Origin of the sequence: Dyadobacter chenwenxiniae (assembly GCF_022869785.1) — a bacterium.
Classification (GTDB): domain Bacteria; phylum Bacteroidota; class Bacteroidia; order Cytophagales; family Spirosomataceae; genus Dyadobacter; species Dyadobacter chenwenxiniae.
Genome location: NZ_CP094997.1, coordinates 6,154,879 through 6,174,848, shown reverse-complemented (window position 1 = coordinate 6,174,848; position 19,970 = coordinate 6,154,879). Strand labels below are relative to the sequence as shown.

Annotated in this window: 20 protein-coding genes; 11 read left to right on the top strand and 9 right to left on the bottom strand. The window is 43.7% G+C overall.

Annotated features, from left to right (window positions below; genetic code table 11):
* The first annotated feature begins 2 nt into the window (after nucleotides 1-2).
* Nucleotides 3-818 carry a metallophosphoesterase family protein gene (locus tag MUK70_RS26500; RefSeq protein ID WP_234657147.1) on the top strand — a complete coding sequence of 272 codons (816 nt, stop codon included), beginning with the start codon at nucleotides 3-5 and terminating at the stop codon, nucleotides 816-818.
* A 1-nt stretch (nucleotide 819) separates the two neighbouring features.
* Here MUK70_RS26500 and MUK70_RS26495 read toward each other — a convergent pair whose 3' ends face one another.
* From MUK70_RS26495 to tyrS, 5 genes are all read right to left on the bottom strand, one after another.
* Complete coding sequence (locus MUK70_RS26495) at nucleotides 820-1,269, bottom strand: type II toxin-antitoxin system VapC family toxin (protein WP_234657148.1); 450 nt, start codon at nucleotides 1,267-1,269, stop codon at nucleotides 820-822.
* Nucleotides 1,229-1,462 carry a hypothetical protein gene (locus MUK70_RS26490; RefSeq protein WP_234657149.1) on the bottom strand — a complete coding sequence of 78 codons (234 nt, stop codon included), beginning with the start codon at nucleotides 1,460-1,462 and terminating at the stop codon, nucleotides 1,229-1,231. Before MUK70_RS26490 ends, MUK70_RS26495 begins: the two co-directional genes overlap by 41 nt.
* Before the next feature lie 344 nt (nucleotides 1,463-1,806).
* Nucleotides 1,807-2,076 carry a hypothetical protein gene (locus MUK70_RS26485; protein ID WP_234657150.1) on the bottom strand — a complete coding sequence of 90 codons (270 nt, stop codon included), beginning with the start codon at nucleotides 2,074-2,076 and terminating at the stop codon, nucleotides 1,807-1,809.
* A 64-nt stretch (nucleotides 2,077-2,140) separates the two neighbouring features.
* Complete coding sequence (locus tag MUK70_RS26480) at nucleotides 2,141-2,350, bottom strand: hypothetical protein (protein ID WP_234657152.1); 210 nt, start codon at nucleotides 2,348-2,350, stop codon at nucleotides 2,141-2,143.
* Between the two features lie 165 nt (nucleotides 2,351-2,515).
* Nucleotides 2,516-3,814: a tyrosine--tRNA ligase gene (tyrS, locus tag MUK70_RS26475; protein ID WP_234657465.1), complete on the bottom strand. Its 1,299-nt coding sequence runs from the start codon at nucleotides 3,812-3,814 to the stop codon at nucleotides 2,516-2,518.
* Nucleotides 3,815-3,825: 11 nt separating this feature from the next.
* On the opposite strand from tyrS, the gene MUK70_RS26470 reads away from it, so the two are divergent.
* Entirely contained in the window at nucleotides 3,826-5,712 is a 1,887-nt protein-coding gene (locus MUK70_RS26470) for a discoidin domain-containing protein (protein WP_374759729.1), read from the top strand.
* Here MUK70_RS26470 and MUK70_RS26465 read toward each other — a convergent pair whose 3' ends face one another.
* The 3 genes from MUK70_RS26465 to MUK70_RS26455 are packed head-to-tail and all read right to left on the bottom strand — an operon-like array spanning nucleotide 5,713 to nucleotide 8,148.
* Complete coding sequence (locus MUK70_RS26465; RefSeq protein ID WP_234657153.1) at nucleotides 5,713-6,306, bottom strand: Uma2 family endonuclease; 594 nt, start codon at nucleotides 6,304-6,306, stop codon at nucleotides 5,713-5,715.
* 55 nt (nucleotides 6,307-6,361) lie between these two features.
* Complete coding sequence (locus MUK70_RS26460; RefSeq protein WP_234657154.1) at nucleotides 6,362-7,627, bottom strand: S-adenosylmethionine:tRNA ribosyltransferase-isomerase; 1,266 nt, start codon at nucleotides 7,625-7,627, stop codon at nucleotides 6,362-6,364.
* 8 nt (nucleotides 7,628-7,635) lie between these two features.
* Complete coding sequence (locus tag MUK70_RS26455; RefSeq protein WP_234657155.1) at nucleotides 7,636-8,148, bottom strand: hypothetical protein; 513 nt, start codon at nucleotides 8,146-8,148, stop codon at nucleotides 7,636-7,638.
* A 418-nt stretch (nucleotides 8,149-8,566) separates the two neighbouring features.
* Here MUK70_RS26455 and MUK70_RS26450 point away from each other — a divergent pair, with 418 nt between their 5' ends.
* The 5 genes from MUK70_RS26450 (at nucleotide 8,567) to MUK70_RS26430 (ending at nucleotide 11,241) form a co-directional block, all read left to right on the top strand.
* Complete coding sequence (locus MUK70_RS26450) at nucleotides 8,567-8,731, top strand: hypothetical protein (protein ID WP_234657156.1); 165 nt, start codon at nucleotides 8,567-8,569, stop codon at nucleotides 8,729-8,731.
* A 93-nt stretch (nucleotides 8,732-8,824) separates the two neighbouring features.
* The gene (locus MUK70_RS26445) at nucleotides 8,825-9,067 is read left to right on the top strand and encodes a DUF8507 family protein (RefSeq protein WP_234657157.1); all 243 of its coding nucleotides are present in this window, start codon (nucleotides 8,825-8,827) and stop codon (nucleotides 9,065-9,067) included.
* The gene (locus MUK70_RS26440; RefSeq protein ID WP_234657158.1) at nucleotides 9,060-9,491 is read left to right on the top strand and encodes a putative toxin-antitoxin system toxin component, PIN family; all 432 of its coding nucleotides are present in this window, start codon (nucleotides 9,060-9,062) and stop codon (nucleotides 9,489-9,491) included. Before MUK70_RS26445 ends, MUK70_RS26440 begins: the two co-directional genes overlap by 8 nt.
* A 9-nt stretch (nucleotides 9,492-9,500) precedes the next feature.
* A complete protein-coding gene (locus tag MUK70_RS26435) occupies nucleotides 9,501-10,061 on the top strand; it encodes a cob(I)yrinic acid a,c-diamide adenosyltransferase (RefSeq protein WP_234657159.1) in 561 nt (186 codons plus the stop codon).
* A 112-nt stretch (nucleotides 10,062-10,173) separates the two neighbouring features.
* On the top strand, nucleotides 10,174-11,241 hold the full coding sequence (locus tag MUK70_RS26430) for a branched-chain amino acid aminotransferase (RefSeq protein WP_234657160.1): 1,068 nt from the start codon (nucleotides 10,174-10,176) through the stop codon (nucleotides 11,239-11,241).
* Nucleotides 11,242-11,332: 91 nt separating this feature from the next.
* On the opposite strand, the gene MUK70_RS26425 is transcribed toward MUK70_RS26430, so the two are convergent.
* A complete protein-coding gene (locus MUK70_RS26425; RefSeq protein WP_234657161.1) occupies nucleotides 11,333-12,217 on the bottom strand; it encodes an AraC family transcriptional regulator in 885 nt (294 codons plus the stop codon).
* 244 nt (nucleotides 12,218-12,461) lie between these two features.
* Here MUK70_RS26425 and MUK70_RS26420 point away from each other — a divergent pair, with 244 nt between their 5' ends.
* The 4 genes from MUK70_RS26420 (at nucleotide 12,462) to MUK70_RS26405 (ending at nucleotide 19,970) form a co-directional block, all read left to right on the top strand.
* The gene (locus tag MUK70_RS26420; protein ID WP_234657163.1) at nucleotides 12,462-14,291 is read left to right on the top strand and encodes a sodium:solute symporter family protein; all 1,830 of its coding nucleotides are present in this window, start codon (nucleotides 12,462-12,464) and stop codon (nucleotides 14,289-14,291) included.
* A gap of 283 nt (nucleotides 14,292-14,574) precedes the next feature.
* Nucleotides 14,575-17,760, top strand: coding sequence for a SusC/RagA family TonB-linked outer membrane protein (locus tag MUK70_RS26415; RefSeq protein ID WP_234657164.1), 3,186 nt, complete (start codon nucleotides 14,575-14,577; stop codon nucleotides 17,758-17,760).
* A 10-nt stretch (nucleotides 17,761-17,770) separates the two neighbouring features.
* Nucleotides 17,771-19,345, top strand: a complete 1,575-nt coding sequence (locus MUK70_RS26410) for a SusD/RagB family nutrient-binding outer membrane lipoprotein (protein ID WP_234657165.1) — start codon at nucleotides 17,771-17,773, stop codon at nucleotides 19,343-19,345.
* A 109-nt stretch (nucleotides 19,346-19,454) separates the two neighbouring features.
* Nucleotides 19,455-19,970, top strand: a complete 516-nt coding sequence (locus tag MUK70_RS26405) for a cupin domain-containing protein (RefSeq protein ID WP_234657166.1) — start codon at nucleotides 19,455-19,457, stop codon at nucleotides 19,968-19,970.

Below are 19,970 nucleotides of genomic sequence, written 5' to 3'. Positions count from 1 at the left end.
CAATGACATTCAAACGCCGCTCTTTCCTCAAACTTTTACCCGCGTTGCCAGCCCTTTCATTTATATCCAAACCGGAAGAAAGCAATGTGCCTCCCAGGATCTCGATGCGGTTTATCGTCGCTTCCGACGGACATTATGGACAGCCTGACACCGATTTCAAAACATTCCATACGGACTTGATCAGTTGGGTAAATCGCGAGAAAATGCAAAAAGGCGTCGATTTTCTATTCTTCAACGGCGACCTCATTCACGACGATCCGACATTGTTATATGATTTCAAAAATACGATCAGCAACGTCAGTGTGCCGTTTTATGTAAGTCGCGGAAATCACGATAAGGTTGGTTTGGACGTGTGGCAAAGCACTTGGGGCTATCCCACAAACCATAGTTTTGCAAAAGGTGAATATGCATTCGTCATCGGCGACACGTCCAACGAAAAAGGCGAATACGTGTGCCCGGATGCCAAGTGGCTCAAAAGCGAAATCGCCAAATACAGTGATAAAAAAGGAATTTTCGTGTTCCTGCACATCACGCCCGCCAAATGGACCGTCAACGGAATTGATTGCAAGGAAGTGATTGAGCTTTTTGAAAACACCCCCAACATCAAAGCCATCTTCAACGGCCACGACCACGACCAGGACAGTACAAAAATCTACGGAAAGAAGCCCTATTTCTTTGACGGGCACTTCGGTGGCAATTGGGGAACGACTTATAAAGGTTACCGGATTGTGGAAATTTATGAAGATCACACCTGGCAATCATATCAGTATAATCCTACCGCTGCGCCGGTTTTGAATAGTTTTACGGGGAAGTCGTGATCTATTGATCGATCCAATTTTGAAGCTGAATACCCGGCATATTCACAAAGTGTCGGGTGTTTCGCGTTACGAGGATTAAATTATGAACGACAGCCGTACATCCAATTAACAAATCAAAATCGTCAATTGGCTTTCCCATTCTTCGAAGATTCGTTTTCTGCCGAGCATATTCGTGCAAAACATCGCTAATCTGTAAAATTCTGCCTTTAAATATTCCTTGAAAGCTTTCAAATTGCTGCCGGTTCAACTGACGGCGATGTTCGGCGCTGTTTTCAACACCAAACAATAACTCTGCAATATTTACCTCGGACAGAAAACACGAGTCAATTCCAACTTCACCTATCTTTTGTTTAATACCGAAGTCGCTTTTAAGCGCATGAATACAAATATTGGTGTCCAGCAAAAAGTGATTAGAGTTCAACATCCCGTAAACTGGATCGTCTTGCACCATAAATCATTGCATTGAGCTCGTCGCCAGTTTCATCGCCTTCCCAAGATAGTTGGTTGAGCAATTGCAACTGTTCCTCTTTGCTAAGTAGCTTTTGATGCGACTCTCTGAATGGAACACCTAAGTTTTTTGCCAAATCCTTGATTTGCCCAAATTCGGTCTCGTCTTTTGTTTCTATCGTGATTGTGTGTAGCATAGATTTCTATTAAGTTGACAACAACATTTAAACAGCTGATTGGCTTTATAAATTCGGCCAAGTGATATGCTAATTGTTTTCCAATATAGCATTTCGCCAGATCAAATTCATGCAGAGTGAATGATCGGCATTACTCGTCTTTTTTTCGGTAAGGAATAAATCAGGAGGCTCCTGCTGGAGCCACGCTCGTTATATAACGTTATTGCTAGAAACAGGTTGTTCCTCCGGAACTTTGTTAATCGAAATCCCAGAGGGATTCCCTGTTTATAGACACAATTTGGATTAGCAATTTTGGCTCCGGCGGAGCCTCCTTGAAAGTTCAGACATGTAGAAACACATTCATTTTAGCATTTAACCATCATCTCACCCAATTCGGTTATCAATGTTACTACGCGCAGCTGATTTGCAATGTGCACGCGCATTTCCGGAGTTACATTGTCTAAGTCTTCGGCAAATAAAAAGGTTTCTACCAAGGTGTTTAGCGAGTTGACTATTTCTACACTGCTATCTCTTCGGAAAAACTCCTTAACAGTTTCGTGCTGCTGCATTAGCATTTGGGCCTCTGCTTCTGAAAGAGTATTTTGAGCATTTGCAGATTTTGCGTTGATAAACATTTGACATAGTGGATATAGTTGATAATTTATTTATGTTTTTCATACAAAATTTGGGCAAAAAATTTTACTTTTTATAAGTCACAGAAATATTGACCTCAAATCCGAATCGCTTCAAGATAGAAATCATCCTCTTCTGGGATATACCCTGTTTGTGAGTGAAATTGCGCCAAGCCATCACCAACTCACCCTTCTTTTCCTCAGGTGGCAAGTTTTTATAAATGTTTTCCAAAAACCAGGCAAATGCCTCTTCAATCGAATCAAATGACTTTGGCATTCAAAGATATTAATTGTGTATGAAAATCAGTCAAACCGAACATTAAATTTGTTTTAGGACTGGAAATCTAAACCTAATGCGGTTACTAAGACTTCCCAAGTCTTGAAGACTTGGGAAGTCTTTCTTACTTCAAAACCTCACCTTACCAACAGCTATTTCCCTATTCTAATCTTTTATCCTAACCAAATGATTCTTCTTCCCTTTCGAAACCAACAAAAACCGATCTTGCAGCAAACTAAAATCACTCAAAGCCTGCTCAGCAGAAGTTACTTTTATCTTATTAACACTTACCGCATTCTGCTGAATCGCTCTCCGGGCCTCACCTTTCGATGCGTAAATTTCAGATTTCGTAACAGTCGAGATTAAATCCGTAATGTTAGCAGCTTCACTCCATTCTTGCCTTGAAATCTCAGTTTGCGGCACGCCAGCGAAGATTGTGTCGAATTCATCGGCTTCGATGCTTTGCAAAGTTTCGAGCGTTGCTTTGCCGAAAAGCACTTCTGATGCTTTTAAAACGGTTTGATATGCGCGTTCCGAGTGAATGCGGATTGTAAGCTCGGATGCCAACGCTTTTTGCATGATCCGCAAATGCGGCTCGGCGGCGTGGCTTGTCTCTAATTCTTCGATTTCCTCTTTATTTTTGAAAGAAAAAACCCGCAAATAACGCGGCAAATCCTCATCGGACTGGTTGAGCCAGAATTGGTAAAATTCGTATGGAGACGTCTTTTCAGCGTCCAGCCAAATGTTTCCGCCTTCGCTTTTGCCGAATTTAGAACCATCTGATTTCGTCAAAAGCGGCGTTGTTAATGCATAGGCCTTGAAATAGCCTTCTTCGTCGCCTTCCTTGCGGCGGATGATCTCGGTTCCGGTTGTAATGTTGCCCCACTGATCGGAGCCGCCCATTTGCAAGCGGATATTTTTGTTTTTATATAAATGATAAAAATCGTAGCCTTGCAGCAATTGGTAAGAAAATTCAGTGAATGAAATGCCCGTTTCCAAACGCTTTTTAACCGAATCTTTGGACATCATGTAATTGACACTCAAAAACTTGCCTGCATCGCGTAGGAATTGCAGAAAGCCAATATCCTTGAACCAATCATAATTATTAACCATTTCGGCTGAATTCTCGCCGCAGTCAAAATCAAGGAATTGTTCCAATTGCTTGCGAATGCCTTCCTGATTGATCCGCAATGTGTCTTCATCCAAAAATGATCGTTCCGATGCTTTAAATGACGGATCACCGATCATCCCGGTTGCGCCGCCAATCAGTGCAAAAGGCTTATGGCCAGCGCGTTGGAAGTGAACCAAAAGCATGATTGTGGCCAGGTTACCAATGTGTAACGATGACGCTGTCGGATCAAAACCAATGTAGCCGGCCGTCATTTCTTTTTTCAGTTGCTCATGCGTTCCGGGCATCATATCATGAAGCATTCCGCGCCAGCGCAGTTCTTCAACAAAATCAATCGTCATTATGAATGGTGTTTCTTATTTCAAAATCGAAGCGCAAAGGTAAAGGTTATCAGTTTACCGGGAAAGCGCCTATTTTAGCATCATTAAAAGATTTTCCTGCATTCAAACCGCACATACTGATGATTAAATACATTTTACGAGCCATCTGCTGCACATTCTTTGTCGTCATTTCACACTTCTCAATTGCCCAAACGACCTTTTGTAATCCAATGGACATTGATTACAAATACAATTTTGAGCAATTGAATGAAAAAATAAGTTACCGGTCCGGCGCTGATCCGGTGATCATTAACCACAAAGTTTCGGGAAAAGGAAGTGATTATTACATGTTTGTGACGATTCAGGGCGGTTATTGGCATTCCAAAGACATGATCAACTGGAAATATCTGACCGCAAACCGCTGGCCTTTTGAAGATATGTGCGCCCCTGCCGCTGTCTCCGTGCGGGACACGCTTTTTTTGTTCCAATCCACTTTTGAATCGCGGCCGATCCTTTATTCTGTTGCGCCGGAAAAGGGAATTTGGGAATTTTATAACCGCTGGACGCCACGCTTGCCAAAAGATATTGGCCCCTGGGATCCAGCCATTTATCACGACCCTGACACGGACAGATGGTTCATGTATTGGGGCTCGTCCAATGTTTATCCGATTTTCGGCGCCGAGCTCGACCATAGCAAAAAACTGGCTTTCAAAGATCAATACAAAGCCATGTTTTGGTTAAATCAATACGAACACGGCTGGGAACGCTTCGGCCCAAACCATTCAGATCCCTTCAAACCATTCACGGAAGGTGCGTGGATGACCAAGCATAATGGGAAATATTACTTGCAATATGGCGCTCCCGGCACGGAATATAATGTTTATGCCAATGGCACTTACGTAGGCGATGATCCGCTTGGCCCATTCACTTACGCGCCTTACAACCCGGTTTCCTACAAGCCTGGCGGCTTCGCGACCGGGGCAGGGCATGGGAATACATTTCAGGATAATTACGGCAACTATTGGAACACCGGAACGTCCTGGATCGGCTACAATTGGGGAATGGAAAGAAGGATCGTCAGATATGCCGCTGGTTTTGACAAAGACGGACAAATGTTCGCTAACACTCGATTTGGTGATTTTCCACATAAAATGACTACCAAAAAATGGGAAGGAAAAGGCGATGAATTGTTTACAGGCTGGATGCTGCTTTCTTACAAAAAACCAGTTGTCGCATCCTCGGTTTTGGATACAATGTCCGCTATGAAGATCACCGACGAAAATCCAAGAACTTTTTGGGCAGCCAAACAAAATAAACCCGGCGAAACGCTGACCATTGATTTACAAAAAGAGCAGGAAATCAAAGCGATTCAGGTCGACTATTCCGATTATAAATCAGACATTTTCGATAACAAACCAGAGATCGTTTACACGCAATTCAAAATCCTGACTTCCGATGATGGTAAAAAGTGGGACGTTGTGAGCGACCTCACGCAGGAGCCGAAACGCGACCGCCCATGCGCCTACATTGAGCTAGCAAAGCCCGTAAAAGCACGTTACGTGCGTTATGAGCACATTTACGTCGCTTCACCAAATCTGGCAATTAGCGAATTCCGCGTTTTCGGAAACGGTTTTGGAAGGGCACCCCAGACGCCTGCAAACTTCTCGGCGGTTCGACAAAATGACACCAGGAATGCAGATCTGAAATGGGAAAAAGTGCCGGGAGTAATCGGCTACAATGTGCTATGGGGCATTGCACCGGATAAACTATATCAGACTTACCAGTTTTGGAACGATGAACCTAACGTATTCGAGTTAAGAGCTTTGAATGTTGGCGTCCCTTATTACTTTGCTATTGAGGCTTTTAATGAGAATGGGGTTTCGGCAATGAGTGAAGTTGTGGGGGTGAAGTAATTAGAGAGCCTCTTCGTCAGAAACGAAAACAATGTTTTCATAAATCGCCGAGAGTGTGATTTCGAAATTTAGGGAGTCGAACTTTATGATGTCACTTGGCTGATCGAATGATTGATTCATCCAGATGTTTTTTTGTTCTGTCCGAGTGTAGAGCTCTACGTAAAATTCGTTTTGCGAAACCAGCAAGTAATGTTCGAGGGACGGAATTGCTTTATACATTCTCAGTTTAAAGCCTTGATCATAAGTTGCCGAACTTTTTGATAAGACTTCAACTAATATACTCGGATACCTGACAATATACGTTCCATTTATATCCTCTTTGGCGCAGGCTACAATAACATCAGGATATGGATAAAAGAAATTTTGAACGGCTTCAACTTTTATATTTTCCGCAAAAACCCGGCATCCTCGTGGAACAAAAACTTTTTTCAGAAGTGAGCGAACATTATCCACAATGTCATTATGGTTCATAGTAGTTCCCGCCATAGCGAAAATCTCTCCATCGTAAAATTCGTGACGGATTTCGCTTTTTTCCTCCATTTCCAGGTATTCTCCGACAGTGTATTTTTGCTCTGAAATTTGTGCGTGTCCCATATTGGTTGATTTTCAAAACAAATTACATCAAAAATCGAGCATTTTCAAACTGAGCTCAATCCCTCCTCCACAGCAACGACGAATCTCCATAACTCAAAAACCGGTAATTATTCTCGAAGGCCTCGGCGTAAATGCGCTTCCAATCTTGCCCGGTAAGGGCGGCGACCAGGAGAATGAGCGTGGAGCCTGGTTGGTGGAAATTGGTTACCAATCCCTGGCAAAGGCGAAACTTGTAACCGGGAAAAATGAAGATTTCTGTTTCGCCGATGATATGATCGAGGTTATGGTCTTCCATGAAGGCTAATATTGAATGCAATGCTTCACTCGAAGATGGAAGATCCTCTTCTTTAAATGGATAAGGATATAATTTCTCAATAAAAAACTCAGTCGTTTCCCGACGGAAAAGCTTTACACCAAACCAATACAAACTTTCCAAAGACCGCAATGATGTTGTGCCGACGGGAACGATCGTCTCGAGATTTTCCAGCAGATCATTGATCAACTGCTTGGAAAAAACAACTTGCTCAGAATGCATCCGATGCTCGGTTACCGAGCTCACTTTGATGGGCTGAAATGTGCCTGCACCCACATGGAGCGTCAGAAAAGACTTTTTCACACCCTTTGATTCAAGCTTTTTGAAAACATCCTGCGTAAAATGCAAACCGGCGGTTGGCGCCGCAACCGCGCCGTCATGATGCGCGTAGACGGTTTGGTAAGTTTCAGAATCACGTGCTTCTGTTTCACGGTTCAGGTAAGGCGGCAATGGGATTTCGCCAAGTGCCTTTACAATGTCCAAAAACACGAAGTCGCCATCCCAAGTTAACCGAACCAGATTTTGGTCGTAATCTTCGTAATGAACGCTTAAACAAACTTGCTGACCATTAATTTCAATATTTGTGGTTAGCATGTCTGCTAGTTTCCAGCGTTTTTTATTCCCAATCATGCACTCCCAAACACACGAATGTCTGACCAGCATTGCATCATTAATCACACGCGTTGGAAGCTCAGGATGCAGCAGGAGAATTTCGATAACAGCCCCCGTCTCCTTTTTAAAATAAGCCCTGGCCGGAATTACTTTGGTATCATTAAATACAAGAAGCGCTTTGGAAGGCAGATTTTCCGGCAGATCCGTGAAGCGCCAATGCGCGATTTCACCGGATTTGTAGATCAGAAGCTTCGATTGATCCCGGTTTTCAAGCGGGTATTTCGCTATCCTTTCGTCGGGCAGATCATATGTATAGTCTTCCAAACGAATTAATTCTGCCGCCTTGAGCCACCCATCTTCAAAGTTTTTGCTGCCTTCGGATTCTCCTTCTTTCATTCCTTTATCTACAATTTATCCTCCGGAGCCGGTGTCCATAGAAGTCTGAGCGGCAAAAGGAAAACAATGATCATAAGTCCTAAACCAGTATAATACAGCCATGAAAAATCGAAGACATCGAGCTTATATTGCTGACTATTAATGGTCGCAAGGGCAAAAAGGCTCATTCCGATAATCGTATTAATGACCGCCACGAGGCAGTAAAGCCAGTTGATCAAATGCTCGCTCAATGCTTCACGGTGCTGCGCCCAAACTTTTTTATTCAGAATAGGCAAATGCAATGGATCCACTTTCGGAATATGGCGGGCAAGTCCGGTTATCAGCACATTATTGAGCAGAAACAGCGCCATCACAATGTAAAAAATGTGTTCTTTTTCAAGATATTTTTCTGCCAGACCATTGTCTGAGAAATCAACGGCAACCGTCTGCGGAAAAACCGAATAAGTCCATATCAGCGCTCCAATGACCAAAACCAACGACAGCCAGCGCCATACTTTTATAACAAATGTTGTAACTTTCATGAATCAGTAACCTTCAAGAGGTTTTATCGCCATAGTAAATTTGGCTGCAAAATTAGCTTCGGGAGTTTCTAAAACCTAATTGAAGAGGTTAATCGTTATAATGTTAACTTTGAAAAGTTAACCTTTCACTACACACTATATTTAACTTTATGAATCAATTTGAGTGGGATAGCCATAACATTAGGCATATCTTGGAAGACTATCCCGAAAGAGAAAATACGATCAGTGAAGTAGAGAGCATATTTGCTGATCGCTATCTAAATGGTGAAAGAAATTCCAAATCCTCGCGAGAAGCGATTTGCTGCCGTTGGTTTAAGCAACTTGGGAAGACTCAAAGTTGTTGTTTACACAGTAATTGGAGAAACAATACGCCCAATAACTTGTTGGCCGGCTAATAAACAAACTAAAAGAACTTACTATGAAAGAGCTAAAAACTAAAAAAGTCTCTGTAAGCAAAAGTGAACTTACAAAAGTAGAAATTAGGGAAATCGAAAAGTTGTTCTTAGACCCCAATACTAAAACTTATACACTGCAAGAAACAATCGAGCTTAGCCGCAATGAAAATATACACCAAAACCGGTGACAATTCAGGACCGGCTTTTTACGATTGGCTCGCACTTAGCTTCTGAATCGGATCAGGTGAAATCTTGATATATTTGAAATAAAATGAATTGCCATGAAAACAACTCATCACACAACAGGGCTTAATGCAATTCAGATCGGCCTGCTCAGAATGTTTGATCGTCAGATTCCGGATGAAGATGTTCTTGAAATCAAAAAGATCATCGTAAAACATCTTGGCAAAAAGCTGCTTGAAGAAGTGGATAACGTCGTTCAGAAAAAAGGCATTTCCGCTTCGGATTATGAAAGTCTGGATTCAGAAGATGTGAGATCCACTTCCGGTCCCGAGCATGAGTAAATTGAGCGTGGTGATTGATACAAATGTCTTGATAAAGACCATTAACCGAACAAATTTCGAATTCTTCATTTATCAGGCTTTTGAATCCGAGCTGTTTGAATGGGTAGTCAGCACAAGTATTCTGGATGAATATGAAGAGAAATTGATAGAATTTTACTCTCTGAAAACTGCCCAACTTGTCCTTGAAATTCTCTGCACTGCTAGCAATGTAGTCTTCTCAGAACCTCATTTTCGGTGGAACCTCATTGAAGATGATCCGGATGATAATAAGTTTTCCGACCTGGCTATCTCTTCCAATTCCACTTGTCTCGTTACTTTCGACAAACACTTTGATGTATTTAAGAACATTGAATTTCCCAGATTATCGGTTTTAAATCCCAAACAATTCCACGCATTCCTTGTGGAAAACGAAACACAACATTAACTTCTATAAATGAAAATATACACCAAAACCGGTGACAAAGGAACCACGTCCCTTATCGGAGGCACACGGTTGAGCAAGGCGCATGTGCGGATTGATGCTTATGGGACTGTGGATGAGCTGAATAGTTACATTGGTATGCTGCGCGACCAGCTTGTGAATGCGCATCGGCGGGACTTTTTGAAGGAAATTCAGGACCGGCTTTTTACGATTGGCTCGCATTTGGCTTCTGAATCGGATCAGGTGAAGCGGATTTTGCCGGATTTACTGGACGAGGATGTAATGTTGCTTGAAAAGGAAATGGATGTGATTGATTCGCAGATTCCGCCTTTACGGGCATTTGTCTTGCCGGGCGGGCATCAGTCGGTTTCTTTCGGGCATATCGCACGCACAGTTTGCCGTCGCGCGGAGCGTGCGGTAATCCATTTGCAGCAGGGAGAAGAGGTGGAGGAAATTGTCATTCGTTATCTGAATCGCCTGTCGGATTACTTGTTTATGCTTTGCCGCGCCATGACTTACGAGCTGGAAATTGAGGAAGTTACGTGGAAACCAAGGGTTGCTCCGAAAATTTAATTGTTATACTAAATATCTGTTGATTATTGATTTATTTTTTTAAATTGCGGGACTTAAGAAAGACGCAGAGCTTCCTTAAAAAACGATATCCGCAATTTAAATTTTAGGCATTATGACAGCCGACACGTTGCAAATAGAGGTTCAGCAAACAACAAATTCACGTTTGCAAGAGGTTGATTTTGACAATCTCGTTTTTGGCCGGAACATTTCCGACCACATGTTTATCGCCGAATATCGCGAAGGCCAGTGGCAAGACCTGCGCATCGTCCCTTATGGTGACCTTTCGCTAAGCCCTGCAACCGCTGCCCTGCATTACGGTCAGGCTATTTTTGAGGGCATGAAAGCCTACAAAAGCGCAGAAGGTGAAGTGCTTCTTTTCCGCGCCATTGACAACTGGAAACGACTGAATAAATCTGCGGAACGCCTTTGCATGCCAACGATTCCGGAAGAAATTTTCATGAGCGGGCTTACAGAATTGCTTCGCCAGGATGCTGACTGGGTGCCTTCACAAGAAGGATGCTCACTATATATTCGCCCTTATATGTTTGCTACGGACCCATATATCGGTGTAAAACCTTCTGATTCTTACTATTTTATCATATTCACAAGCCCGGTTGGCACTTATTATGCAAAACCGCCCCGTGTGAAAGTAGAAACGCATTTCATCCGTGCTGCCGAAGGTGGTGTAGGTGCAACTAAATGTGCCGGAAACTACGCTGGCTCATTGTATCCTGCAAAATTAGCCCAGCAAGAAGGTTACGATCAGCTGATCTGGACGGATGCACGGGAACATGCCTACATTGAAGAATCCGGAACAATGAACATTATGTTCATACTGGATGGTAAATTAGTGACACCTTACGTTTCTGAAACCACATTGGACGGCATTACCCGCAAAAGCATCGTTGCCATTGCGCAACATTGGGGCATTCCGGTGGAGGAACGCAGGGTAAGTGTGAAGGAAATTGTCGATGGCTTGAAAGACGGAAGTCTGGAAGCTGCATTTGGCGCTGGAACAGCTGTCGTGATATCTCCATTTGCATCTATCGCGTATGAAGGAGTTGACTACCCACTTCCTGAGATCAAAGAAGATTCATTTGTAAATAAAGTAAAACATTACTTAACTGACTTACGCACAGGCAAAGAGGAAGATACATTTGGCTGGATGCTGAAAGTATAGTTTTTTGAAGTTTGGCCAAAGCGTTCAAAGTAAAAAGTTCAGGGTATAAAGTCTAAACACTTTAAACTCTGAACTTTCTACTTTCAAACCGTCAGATAAAAGTCCTCGTTCCCGAATAATTGTCCCGGAATTCCTTAGGCGTGCAGCCATTTTTACTTTTGAAAATGCGGTTGAAATACGATAAATTATTGAACCCGCATTTATAAGCAATTTCCGAAATCGTGTTGGTCGTGTTAATCAGCGATCTTGACGCATGACCCAGCCGGATCTCATTCAAGCTTTCAATGAATGTTTTCCCCGTGCGTTTTTTAATAAACCGGCTGAAAGAAACCTCAGACATTCCGGCCAGCTTTGAAATACTTCCCAGATTGATCTCTTTGTCATAATTGTCGCGCATATGCGCAAACACTTTTTCAATCCTTCTGCTGTTGAAATTGACGTTTTCATCTGTAAATGTGCTGTTGGAAAGCGTCCGCATGTTTCTTGAAACGGACAAATCGTGCAGGATGGACATTAACTCAAGAATAGAATCAAACCCGCTTTTCTGAACGAGCGCAGTAAGTCGCGGCGTGATGCGATCGATCGTTTCTTTGGAAAAAGCAATCCCCTTGGCCGATTTCTCCAGCAATGAACGGACAAAAAACAGTTGGTTGCGTTTCAAAAACTTATCATCGAAAAGGTCCCGGTGAAACTGGACGGTAATTTCATGGACCTCGGGCACACCCTCATGCCATTTGTAGGCGTTGGTCAACCAGCCATGCGGTAGATTATTGCCGACCAACACCAGCTCAGCATCATCAATAACCTCCGTATGATCTCCAACAATCCTCTTCACGCCCTTCGCAGATAGCACCAGGTTCAATTCAAATTCGTCGTGGCTGTGTAAGGGGAAATCAAAAACGGTCTTTTTTCGGGCAAAGATTGTAAAGCAGTCATACTGGGTCAACGGGGTAATTTCGCGGTAAATTTCACTCATATATTAGTGCAGGTTTACATGTTAAGTTAAATATAACCATTTAATGTTAAAAATGTATTATATCAAAATAATAGAATCTCAAACAAATATGCACCTTCCAGTGCCAGTATATTTTGAACTATCTATTCGGTGCGGCTAGTAAATATGTTTTGAAAAGGGTTAAGCAGCGCAATGAAGATGGTAATCTGTCATTTGTATTTTAAATTCACCAAACCAAGCATACCATGGACGCCTGACCTTTTTCATGAAAATAAAACCGATTGATTTCCTTGTCATCATTGCTTACCTCGTGTTGGTAACTGTTATTGGGATCATCCTCAAAAAACAGGCTCAAAAAAGCAAAAACGACTACATGCTTGGTGGGAGATCAATGCCTTTCTGGATGCTCGGTATTTCCAATGCATCGGGAATGTTCGATATTTCCGGGACCGTCTGGATGGTTTCTATCATGTTTGTGTATGGCGTGAAAAGCATTTGGCTGCCCTGGCTGTGGCCCGTTTTCAACCAGATTTTCATGATGGTGTATTTGTCCGTCTGGCTGCGGCGGTCCAATGTTTCAACGGGTGCGGAATGGATGCTTACGCGGTTTGGGAACAAAAAAGATGCATTGCCATCGCACAAGGCCATCATCGCATTTGCCCTCCTGAGCTGTCTGGGTTTTATGGCATACGGGTTTATCGGGTTAGGGAAGTTTATCGAAATTTTCATTCCCTGGCATTTTGTACAGCCCTATTTATCTTTTAGAATCCCGTCGGACTATGCCGCTCATTTTTACGGTGTCATTTTCACATTGTTTACCGTATTTTATTCTCTGCTGGGAGGCATGAAAAGTATTGTCTGGGCCGATATGATCCATTATGCAATCATGGTTTTTGTGTCCGTAATCATTGCGGTCATAGCCATGATGGCACTGCATAATGCACAAGCGTTGCCCGTTCCCGTTGGCTGGAATAATATATTTTTCGGGAAAGAACTCAATCTCGACTGGAGCACACGCATTCCCGAAGTGAATGAAAAAATCAGGGCGAACGGATTTTCTCCTTTCGGCTATTTCTTCGCGCTGATGACGGCAAAAGGCATTTTGGCGAGCTTAGCAGGACCCATTCCCAGTTATGATATGCAAAAAATCCTCTCAGCAAAAACACCCCGCGAGGCTGCGCTTATGAGCATGATCGTAAATGTGGTGCTGCTGCCAACGCGTTATTTGCTCATCATCGGTGTCACGATTCTCGGATTGCTATTTTACAAGGACCTCAATATTTCCATTGCCGACAAAAAAGATTTTGAAAGAATCCTGCCGGCAGTGCTTAACACATATATTCCCCCGGGCTTGCTGGGCTTGGTGTTGGTTGGGCTAATGGGCGCGTTCATGGGAACCTTTGCAGGCACATTCAATGCGGCGCAGGCATATCTGGTGAATGATATTTACTTAAAATCATTTAATCCAAAGGCCAGCAACAAACAGATCTCGAGGATGAATTACTTGCTGGGGCTTGTCGTTGTGACAATTAGTATATTGCTTGGTTTCCTGGCAAAAGACGTCAACACCATTCTGCAATGGATCGTTTCTGCTTTGTTTGGCGGTTATATCGCTTCCAATGTTTTGAAATGGCATTGGTGGCGGTTTAATAGCAGTGGTTTTTTCTGGGGAATGTTGTCCGGGATCATTTGTGCATTAGCGGCTCCTTACATTTTCCAAGGCACCGTCCCGCTTTTTTATTTTCCGATAATTCTGGCCATTTCAACGGTTGGGGCAGTCGCAGGATCATTGCTTACACCTCCGACAGATTTTGAAACATTAAAAAACTTTTACAAAACAGTCAGACCATGGGGATTCTGGGGGCCGGTCTTAGCTGCTGTAAAAGCCGAAGATCCATTGTTCAGTCCCAACCAAAATTTCAAATGGGACATGTTCAATGTGCTGATTGGCATTGCGGCTCAAACTTCTATCACAGCTTTACCCGTTTTTCTGGTTTTACTAATGCCGACTCAAACAGTCATAGCAGCGATAATTCTGGCTGTTTCGACATTGATTCTATGGAAAACCTGGTATCAAAAATTACCTGACAACTGACTTAAGATCTATTAACGTATAGGCATAAACGACGTCAGGAATTACAATAAAATTTGTATCAAACCCTGTTTAGGCGATTCCAGTAACAACTCTTTGATAAACAAACGCTTACGAAATATTCCCGTAAAAAATTCTGATTCCCAAAGTTATCATACTGTTAAAAATGTGTTATTTTCAGATAAAAAATAACTATACGGGTATGCTCTTCACGGTGGTATATTTGAGCCGGATTTTACAGTCTAATGTTACCAATCGATTAACCTAATTCTAGAAAAGAAAGCGTATGAAAAAACATGTACTGAACATTGTGTTGGTACTGCTCTCCATGCTGGCCCTCGAAGGCTATGCACAGGAAATGACAGTATCCGGGAAAGTAAATGACGCATCCGGCGGAGAGATTGCCGGTGTGAACGTCGTGGTAAAGGGCACAACCCGTGGAACCACAACAAACGATAAAGGAGAATATTCTATCTCCGTTGAAAAAGGAAAAACATTGACATTCAGCTACATCGGCTATATCTCAAAAGAAGTCGTAGTGAATGCAAGTGTGCTGGACGTGAACCTGGCTGCCGAGGCAACTGCGCTGAATGAAGTTGTCGTTACGGCTCTTGGTATCAGCCGCGATAAGCGCGCGCTGGCCTATTCTATCACAGAAGTGAATGGTAATAACCTCACATCCGCGCGGGAAGCGAACCTGGGTAACGCACTGGCCGGACGCGTTGCCGGTGTGAACGTGAGCAAGATCGCAACAGGCCCTGCGGGTTCTTCCAGGGTTATTATCCGCGGTAACAAGTCGTTACAAGGCAATAATCAGCCACTATATGTTATCGATGGCATTCCGATGGACAACAACAACTTCGGACAAGCGGGCCTTTGGGGTGGATCTGATGAAGGCGACGGTCTTTCCAGTATCAACCCGGATGACATTGAATCCATCACAGTTTTGAAAGGTGCTAATGCAGCTGCTCTTTACGGTTCTCGTGCTGCAAATGGTGTTATCAACGTAATTACAAAACGCGGAACGAAGAGAAAAGGCGTTGGCATTGAGTTTGGCTCAAACTATGTTTTCGAGAAGCTGAATGACCTTTCTGATCTGCAAAAAACCTACGGAACAGGCTCTTATGTTGAGCGCGTGGCAACCAAGCCAGCTAACCAGAACCAGGCTTACGAATGGGGTGATGATTCATGGGGGCCTAAATTTGACAACAGCCAGGTAATTGGTTTTGATGGAAAAATGCGCCCTTACGCACATGCAGGCGATAATTTTTCGAGATATCTGAAAACGGGTCACGCATTCACCAACAACCTGGCATTTTCAGGAGGTAACGAAACCCAGAACTTTCGTGCATCTGTAACCAATTTGAAAAGCACATCGATCATTCCAAATTCTGGTTTTGACAGATTAAACCTTTCATTGTCAACCAATGCAAAATTTGGTAAAAAGCTGACATTGGATGCCAAAGTGCTCTATTCAGAGGAAAAAGCAAAAAACCGCCCGAATGTATCCGACTCCCCGGGTAACGCAATTCAGACACTTTGGAGAATTCCGGGAGACCAGAATGTGCTGGATTATTATGGCGATCCAAATAAGCCAGGCGCCATTCCAGCCGGAACAGACGAAGCGAGTCTGAGCCTTTGGGGCAAAAAAGTGGGTGAAGAATTCCAGCAGGCCAATAACAACTGGGGCCAGAACCCGTATTGGACCGCCTACCAGTTCATTAAGTCCGATCAGAAAAACAGGATCATCACCTCAGGTCAACTAAAATATCAGCTTACAGACTGGTTGTTTATTCAGGGACGTGTGGGAATGGATAAATATTCTCGCCGCGCGGAAGGCTTAACGCCGGAAGGAACTGGTTACCAACGTGGTGGCGCAAGAAACCTGGGTAACTGGGACGTTCAGGAGGTCAATGCTGAATACACGATTGGGATCACCAAAGAATTCGGCAAATTCGGCATCACCGCTTTCGGTGGTGGCAACAGAATGCGCAGGAAATATGAATACACCAATGTATATGGTAACGGATTCAATGTGGCGTTCTTCCCGGCTCTCAACAACCTCAAAGGAAAAACCTGGGATTATACGCCTGAGGAATCAGGGATCAACTCGCTGTTAGGATCTGCCGAGGTTTCGTACAACGGCTTTCTGTTTCTGACAGCAACAGCCAGAAATGACTGGTTCTCCGTGCTTAACCCTGAAACGAACAGCATTCTCTACCCATCCATTGGTAGCAGCTTTGTATTCTCGGATGCGATCAAAGGCTTGCCGGGATGGCTTTCTTATGGTAAAATCCGGGCGTCATGGGCACAGGTTGGTAATGTCACTATTGGCCCATATGCAACCAATCTGACTTATTCATTGAACGGGAATCCGCATTTGGGTTATCCAATGGCATCTTTTTCGTCTGCAATGGGCAACGGCGGAAACATACCAAACTCTATGCTGAAACCGCTGACTGTTACGGAAACGGAAATTGGTATCGACTTCCGTTTGTTCAACAACAAAATCGGTGTTGACTTTACTTACTATGATCAGCAAACAACGGATGATATCCTGAACGCAACAATTTCGCGGTCTTCCGGATTTGGTAGCACATCGGTTAACCTTGGAAAACTGCAAAACCGTGGGATTGAATTGTTGCTGACTGCAACGCCGCTTAAATCCAGCAGCGTAACCTGGGATTTGACTCTTAACCTGGCCAGAAACTCCAATAAGGTGAAATCACTGATCGATGGCGTGGACGAACTCGTTATGGATGAGCCCCGTACCAGGAACGCATATATCAAAAATATCGTCGGACAGCCATTCGGAATGATCACAGGACGCGTTCAGAAGTTGTCACCAGACGGACAACCTGTATTTCACAGCGATGGCCGCCCGGTTGGTTCTGCCGGATATGAGGTGATCGGAAATGGTATTGCCAAATTGACAGGAGGTCTTACCAATGCATTCAATTACAAAGGATTTGACCTTTCGTTCCTGGTTGACTTTAAAGTTGGCGGTGATATTCTCTCCGGAACCAACATGCGGCTTGATTCGTGGGGCGTAAGCAAGCGTTCGCTGCAAGGCCGTGAAGGTGAAGCTCCTTTGACCGTTACAGGTGTCACACAAGAAGGAACTGATTATAAGCCATTTACCAAAACACTTACTCCGCAAGAGGCTTACAACTATTGGGGATCTGTGGGTGGCGAAGCAGATGCTGTAACAACCATGTATTTGTACGATGCATCATTTGTAAAATTGAGACAACTTACATTAGGCTATTCATTTCCTAAAAAACTGCTGGAAAAAACACCCCTGCAAAACCTGACGCTTTCCTTCGTAGGACGTAACCTGGCGATCCTGTTCAAGAATATCGACAATGTTGACCCGGAATCGACTTATTCTAACGGAAACTCACAAGGTTTTGACTACTTCGGGTTTCCTTCCACACGCAGTTACGGTTTCAATTTGAGAGCAACATTTTAATTATCGAAAAATGAAAAATTTGAAAAAGTATATAAAATATGGCCTGGCGGTTGTCCTGGTGACGGGCTGCGACACCAAGCAATTGCATGACCTGAACATTAATCCCCAGGCATTGAATGAGGTGGATTTGAACTTTATCTTCACGTCTACCGAACTGGCCATCGCTTCCAACGGAACAACGGGCGATAACCGTTACATTGACTGGCGTACGAATATCGGCATGTTTGCCTATGCGATCCAGCAACTGGCTAATTCGGGCGGTGGAATTGCTCCTGGCGATAAGTATCAAAGCAATGCGGAAACGAATGCAGCGCCATTTGAATTCACTTACAATGACCAGTTGAAAAACGTTGCTGAGATCCTGAAACAGTCGGGTCCTGGTGGTTTTGCCGAGGGTAAATATAAAAATATGCGTGAAGCAGCACGGATTATTCGCGTATTCAGCTTTGCCAGGTTGACCGACATGTACGGCAACATTCCTTACTCAGAAGCGAATAAAGGCATTGAGGGGATCTTTTTCCCAAAATACGATACACAGGATGTTATCTACGCCGATCTGCTGAAAGAGCTTGACGAGGCGACCGCTGCATTGAGCACGTCAAATCCGGATGAAGGGTTCAAGTCTGCGGATTTTATTTACAATGGTGATATTACCAAATGGAAAAAATGGGGTTACTCGCTAATGCTTCGCCTGGCTTTGCGTATTTCCAATGTGGATGCTGCCAAAGCAGCAACATACGTTACCAAAGCAGCAGCGGGCGGTGTATTCAAAAGCAATGCAGATAATGTTTGGGTTAAAATGTCTGACGGACCTAATGAATGGACAAACCAAAATGGTATTTCAAGAGCATTCGACCCAGGTGATGGCGGCCAGCCCACTTACCTGAGCGCAACATTGATCAACTTCCTGAAAGGGACAAATCAAGGAGTGGCAACGGACGACGATCCGCGCTTGATGATCATCAGCGGCGGTATCAACGGAACAATTGTTGATCCAGTAAAACAAAAAGGAATGCCAAATGGCTACGATCAGGCCATGCTGGATAAGCTGGAAGGCAAGCAGGTCGATGTTGCGAAAACGTATTCCAGAATCAACTCAAAAATGCTGCAGGATTCTGATCCTTACATGATTATGAATTATGGCGAAGTGGAACTCCTGCTTGCAGAAGCGATCGAAAGAAAGATAGGCTCCGGAATTGCAGGCACGGCAAAATCACATTACGAGGCTGGTGTGAAAGCTTCCATGCAAATGTATACGCCATTCGATGCAACATTGACTGTGGCGGATGCGGCTGTTACGAAATATCTGACCACTTATCCATACGGCGTAACGAAACCTGCATTGGAAATGATAGGCGAACAAATGTGGGTGAACAAATTCTTTAACTGGTGGGAAGCATGGTCGGACTGGAGAAGAACCGGATATCCTAAACTAACGCCAACCAATTATCCCGGCAATGTTACCGGCGGCACCATTCCTGTGAGACTTCGTTACCCGACTAACGAAGTGGCTGGAAACCCTAATTATCAGACAGGCGCAACTTTGCCTGACGACTTCACTACCAAAGTGTGGTGGGACAAATAGTATAAATTAGTAGATATAATTCAAAAGGTGCCCTGAATATTTTGGGGCATCTTTTTGTTTTTTATCCTAATTTTGAAACCATCATCTGATTTTACCAACAGCCAACTTTATGATACAATCATTTACAGCAGCAGCCGAAAAGGATGTTGTTTTTGAAAAAGTCCAGCAGTTTATTGACGAACAGGGATTCACAGTTGTCAGTAAAGATCATTCCAGACCTTGGGGCGGCTTTTTTGTATTGGAAGAATCCGAAGCACCTAAATTCATATCTACATTTTTCCCGCATCTCTCCCTGGAAGACTTCGCAGGTTATGAGAAATTAAGCCCTAAAATATTGGTTGTAGCGCCTAACAAGCGTCTTTCGTGGCAATATCACCACCGCCGTGCTGAAATCTGGAAAGTGATTGGCGGCAGAGCCGGTATTGTGATCAGCGATACGGATGAAGAGACTGAGCTCCGCCAGTTGCCGATCGGAACAGTTGTGGATTTGAAAAAAGGTGAGCGTCACCGTTTGGTGGGCGTTGATGAATGGGGTTTCGTCGCCGAAATCTGGCAACATACCGATCCGTCAAATCCATCCGACGAAGATGACATCGTCCGCGTTCAAGACGATTTCGGAAGATAA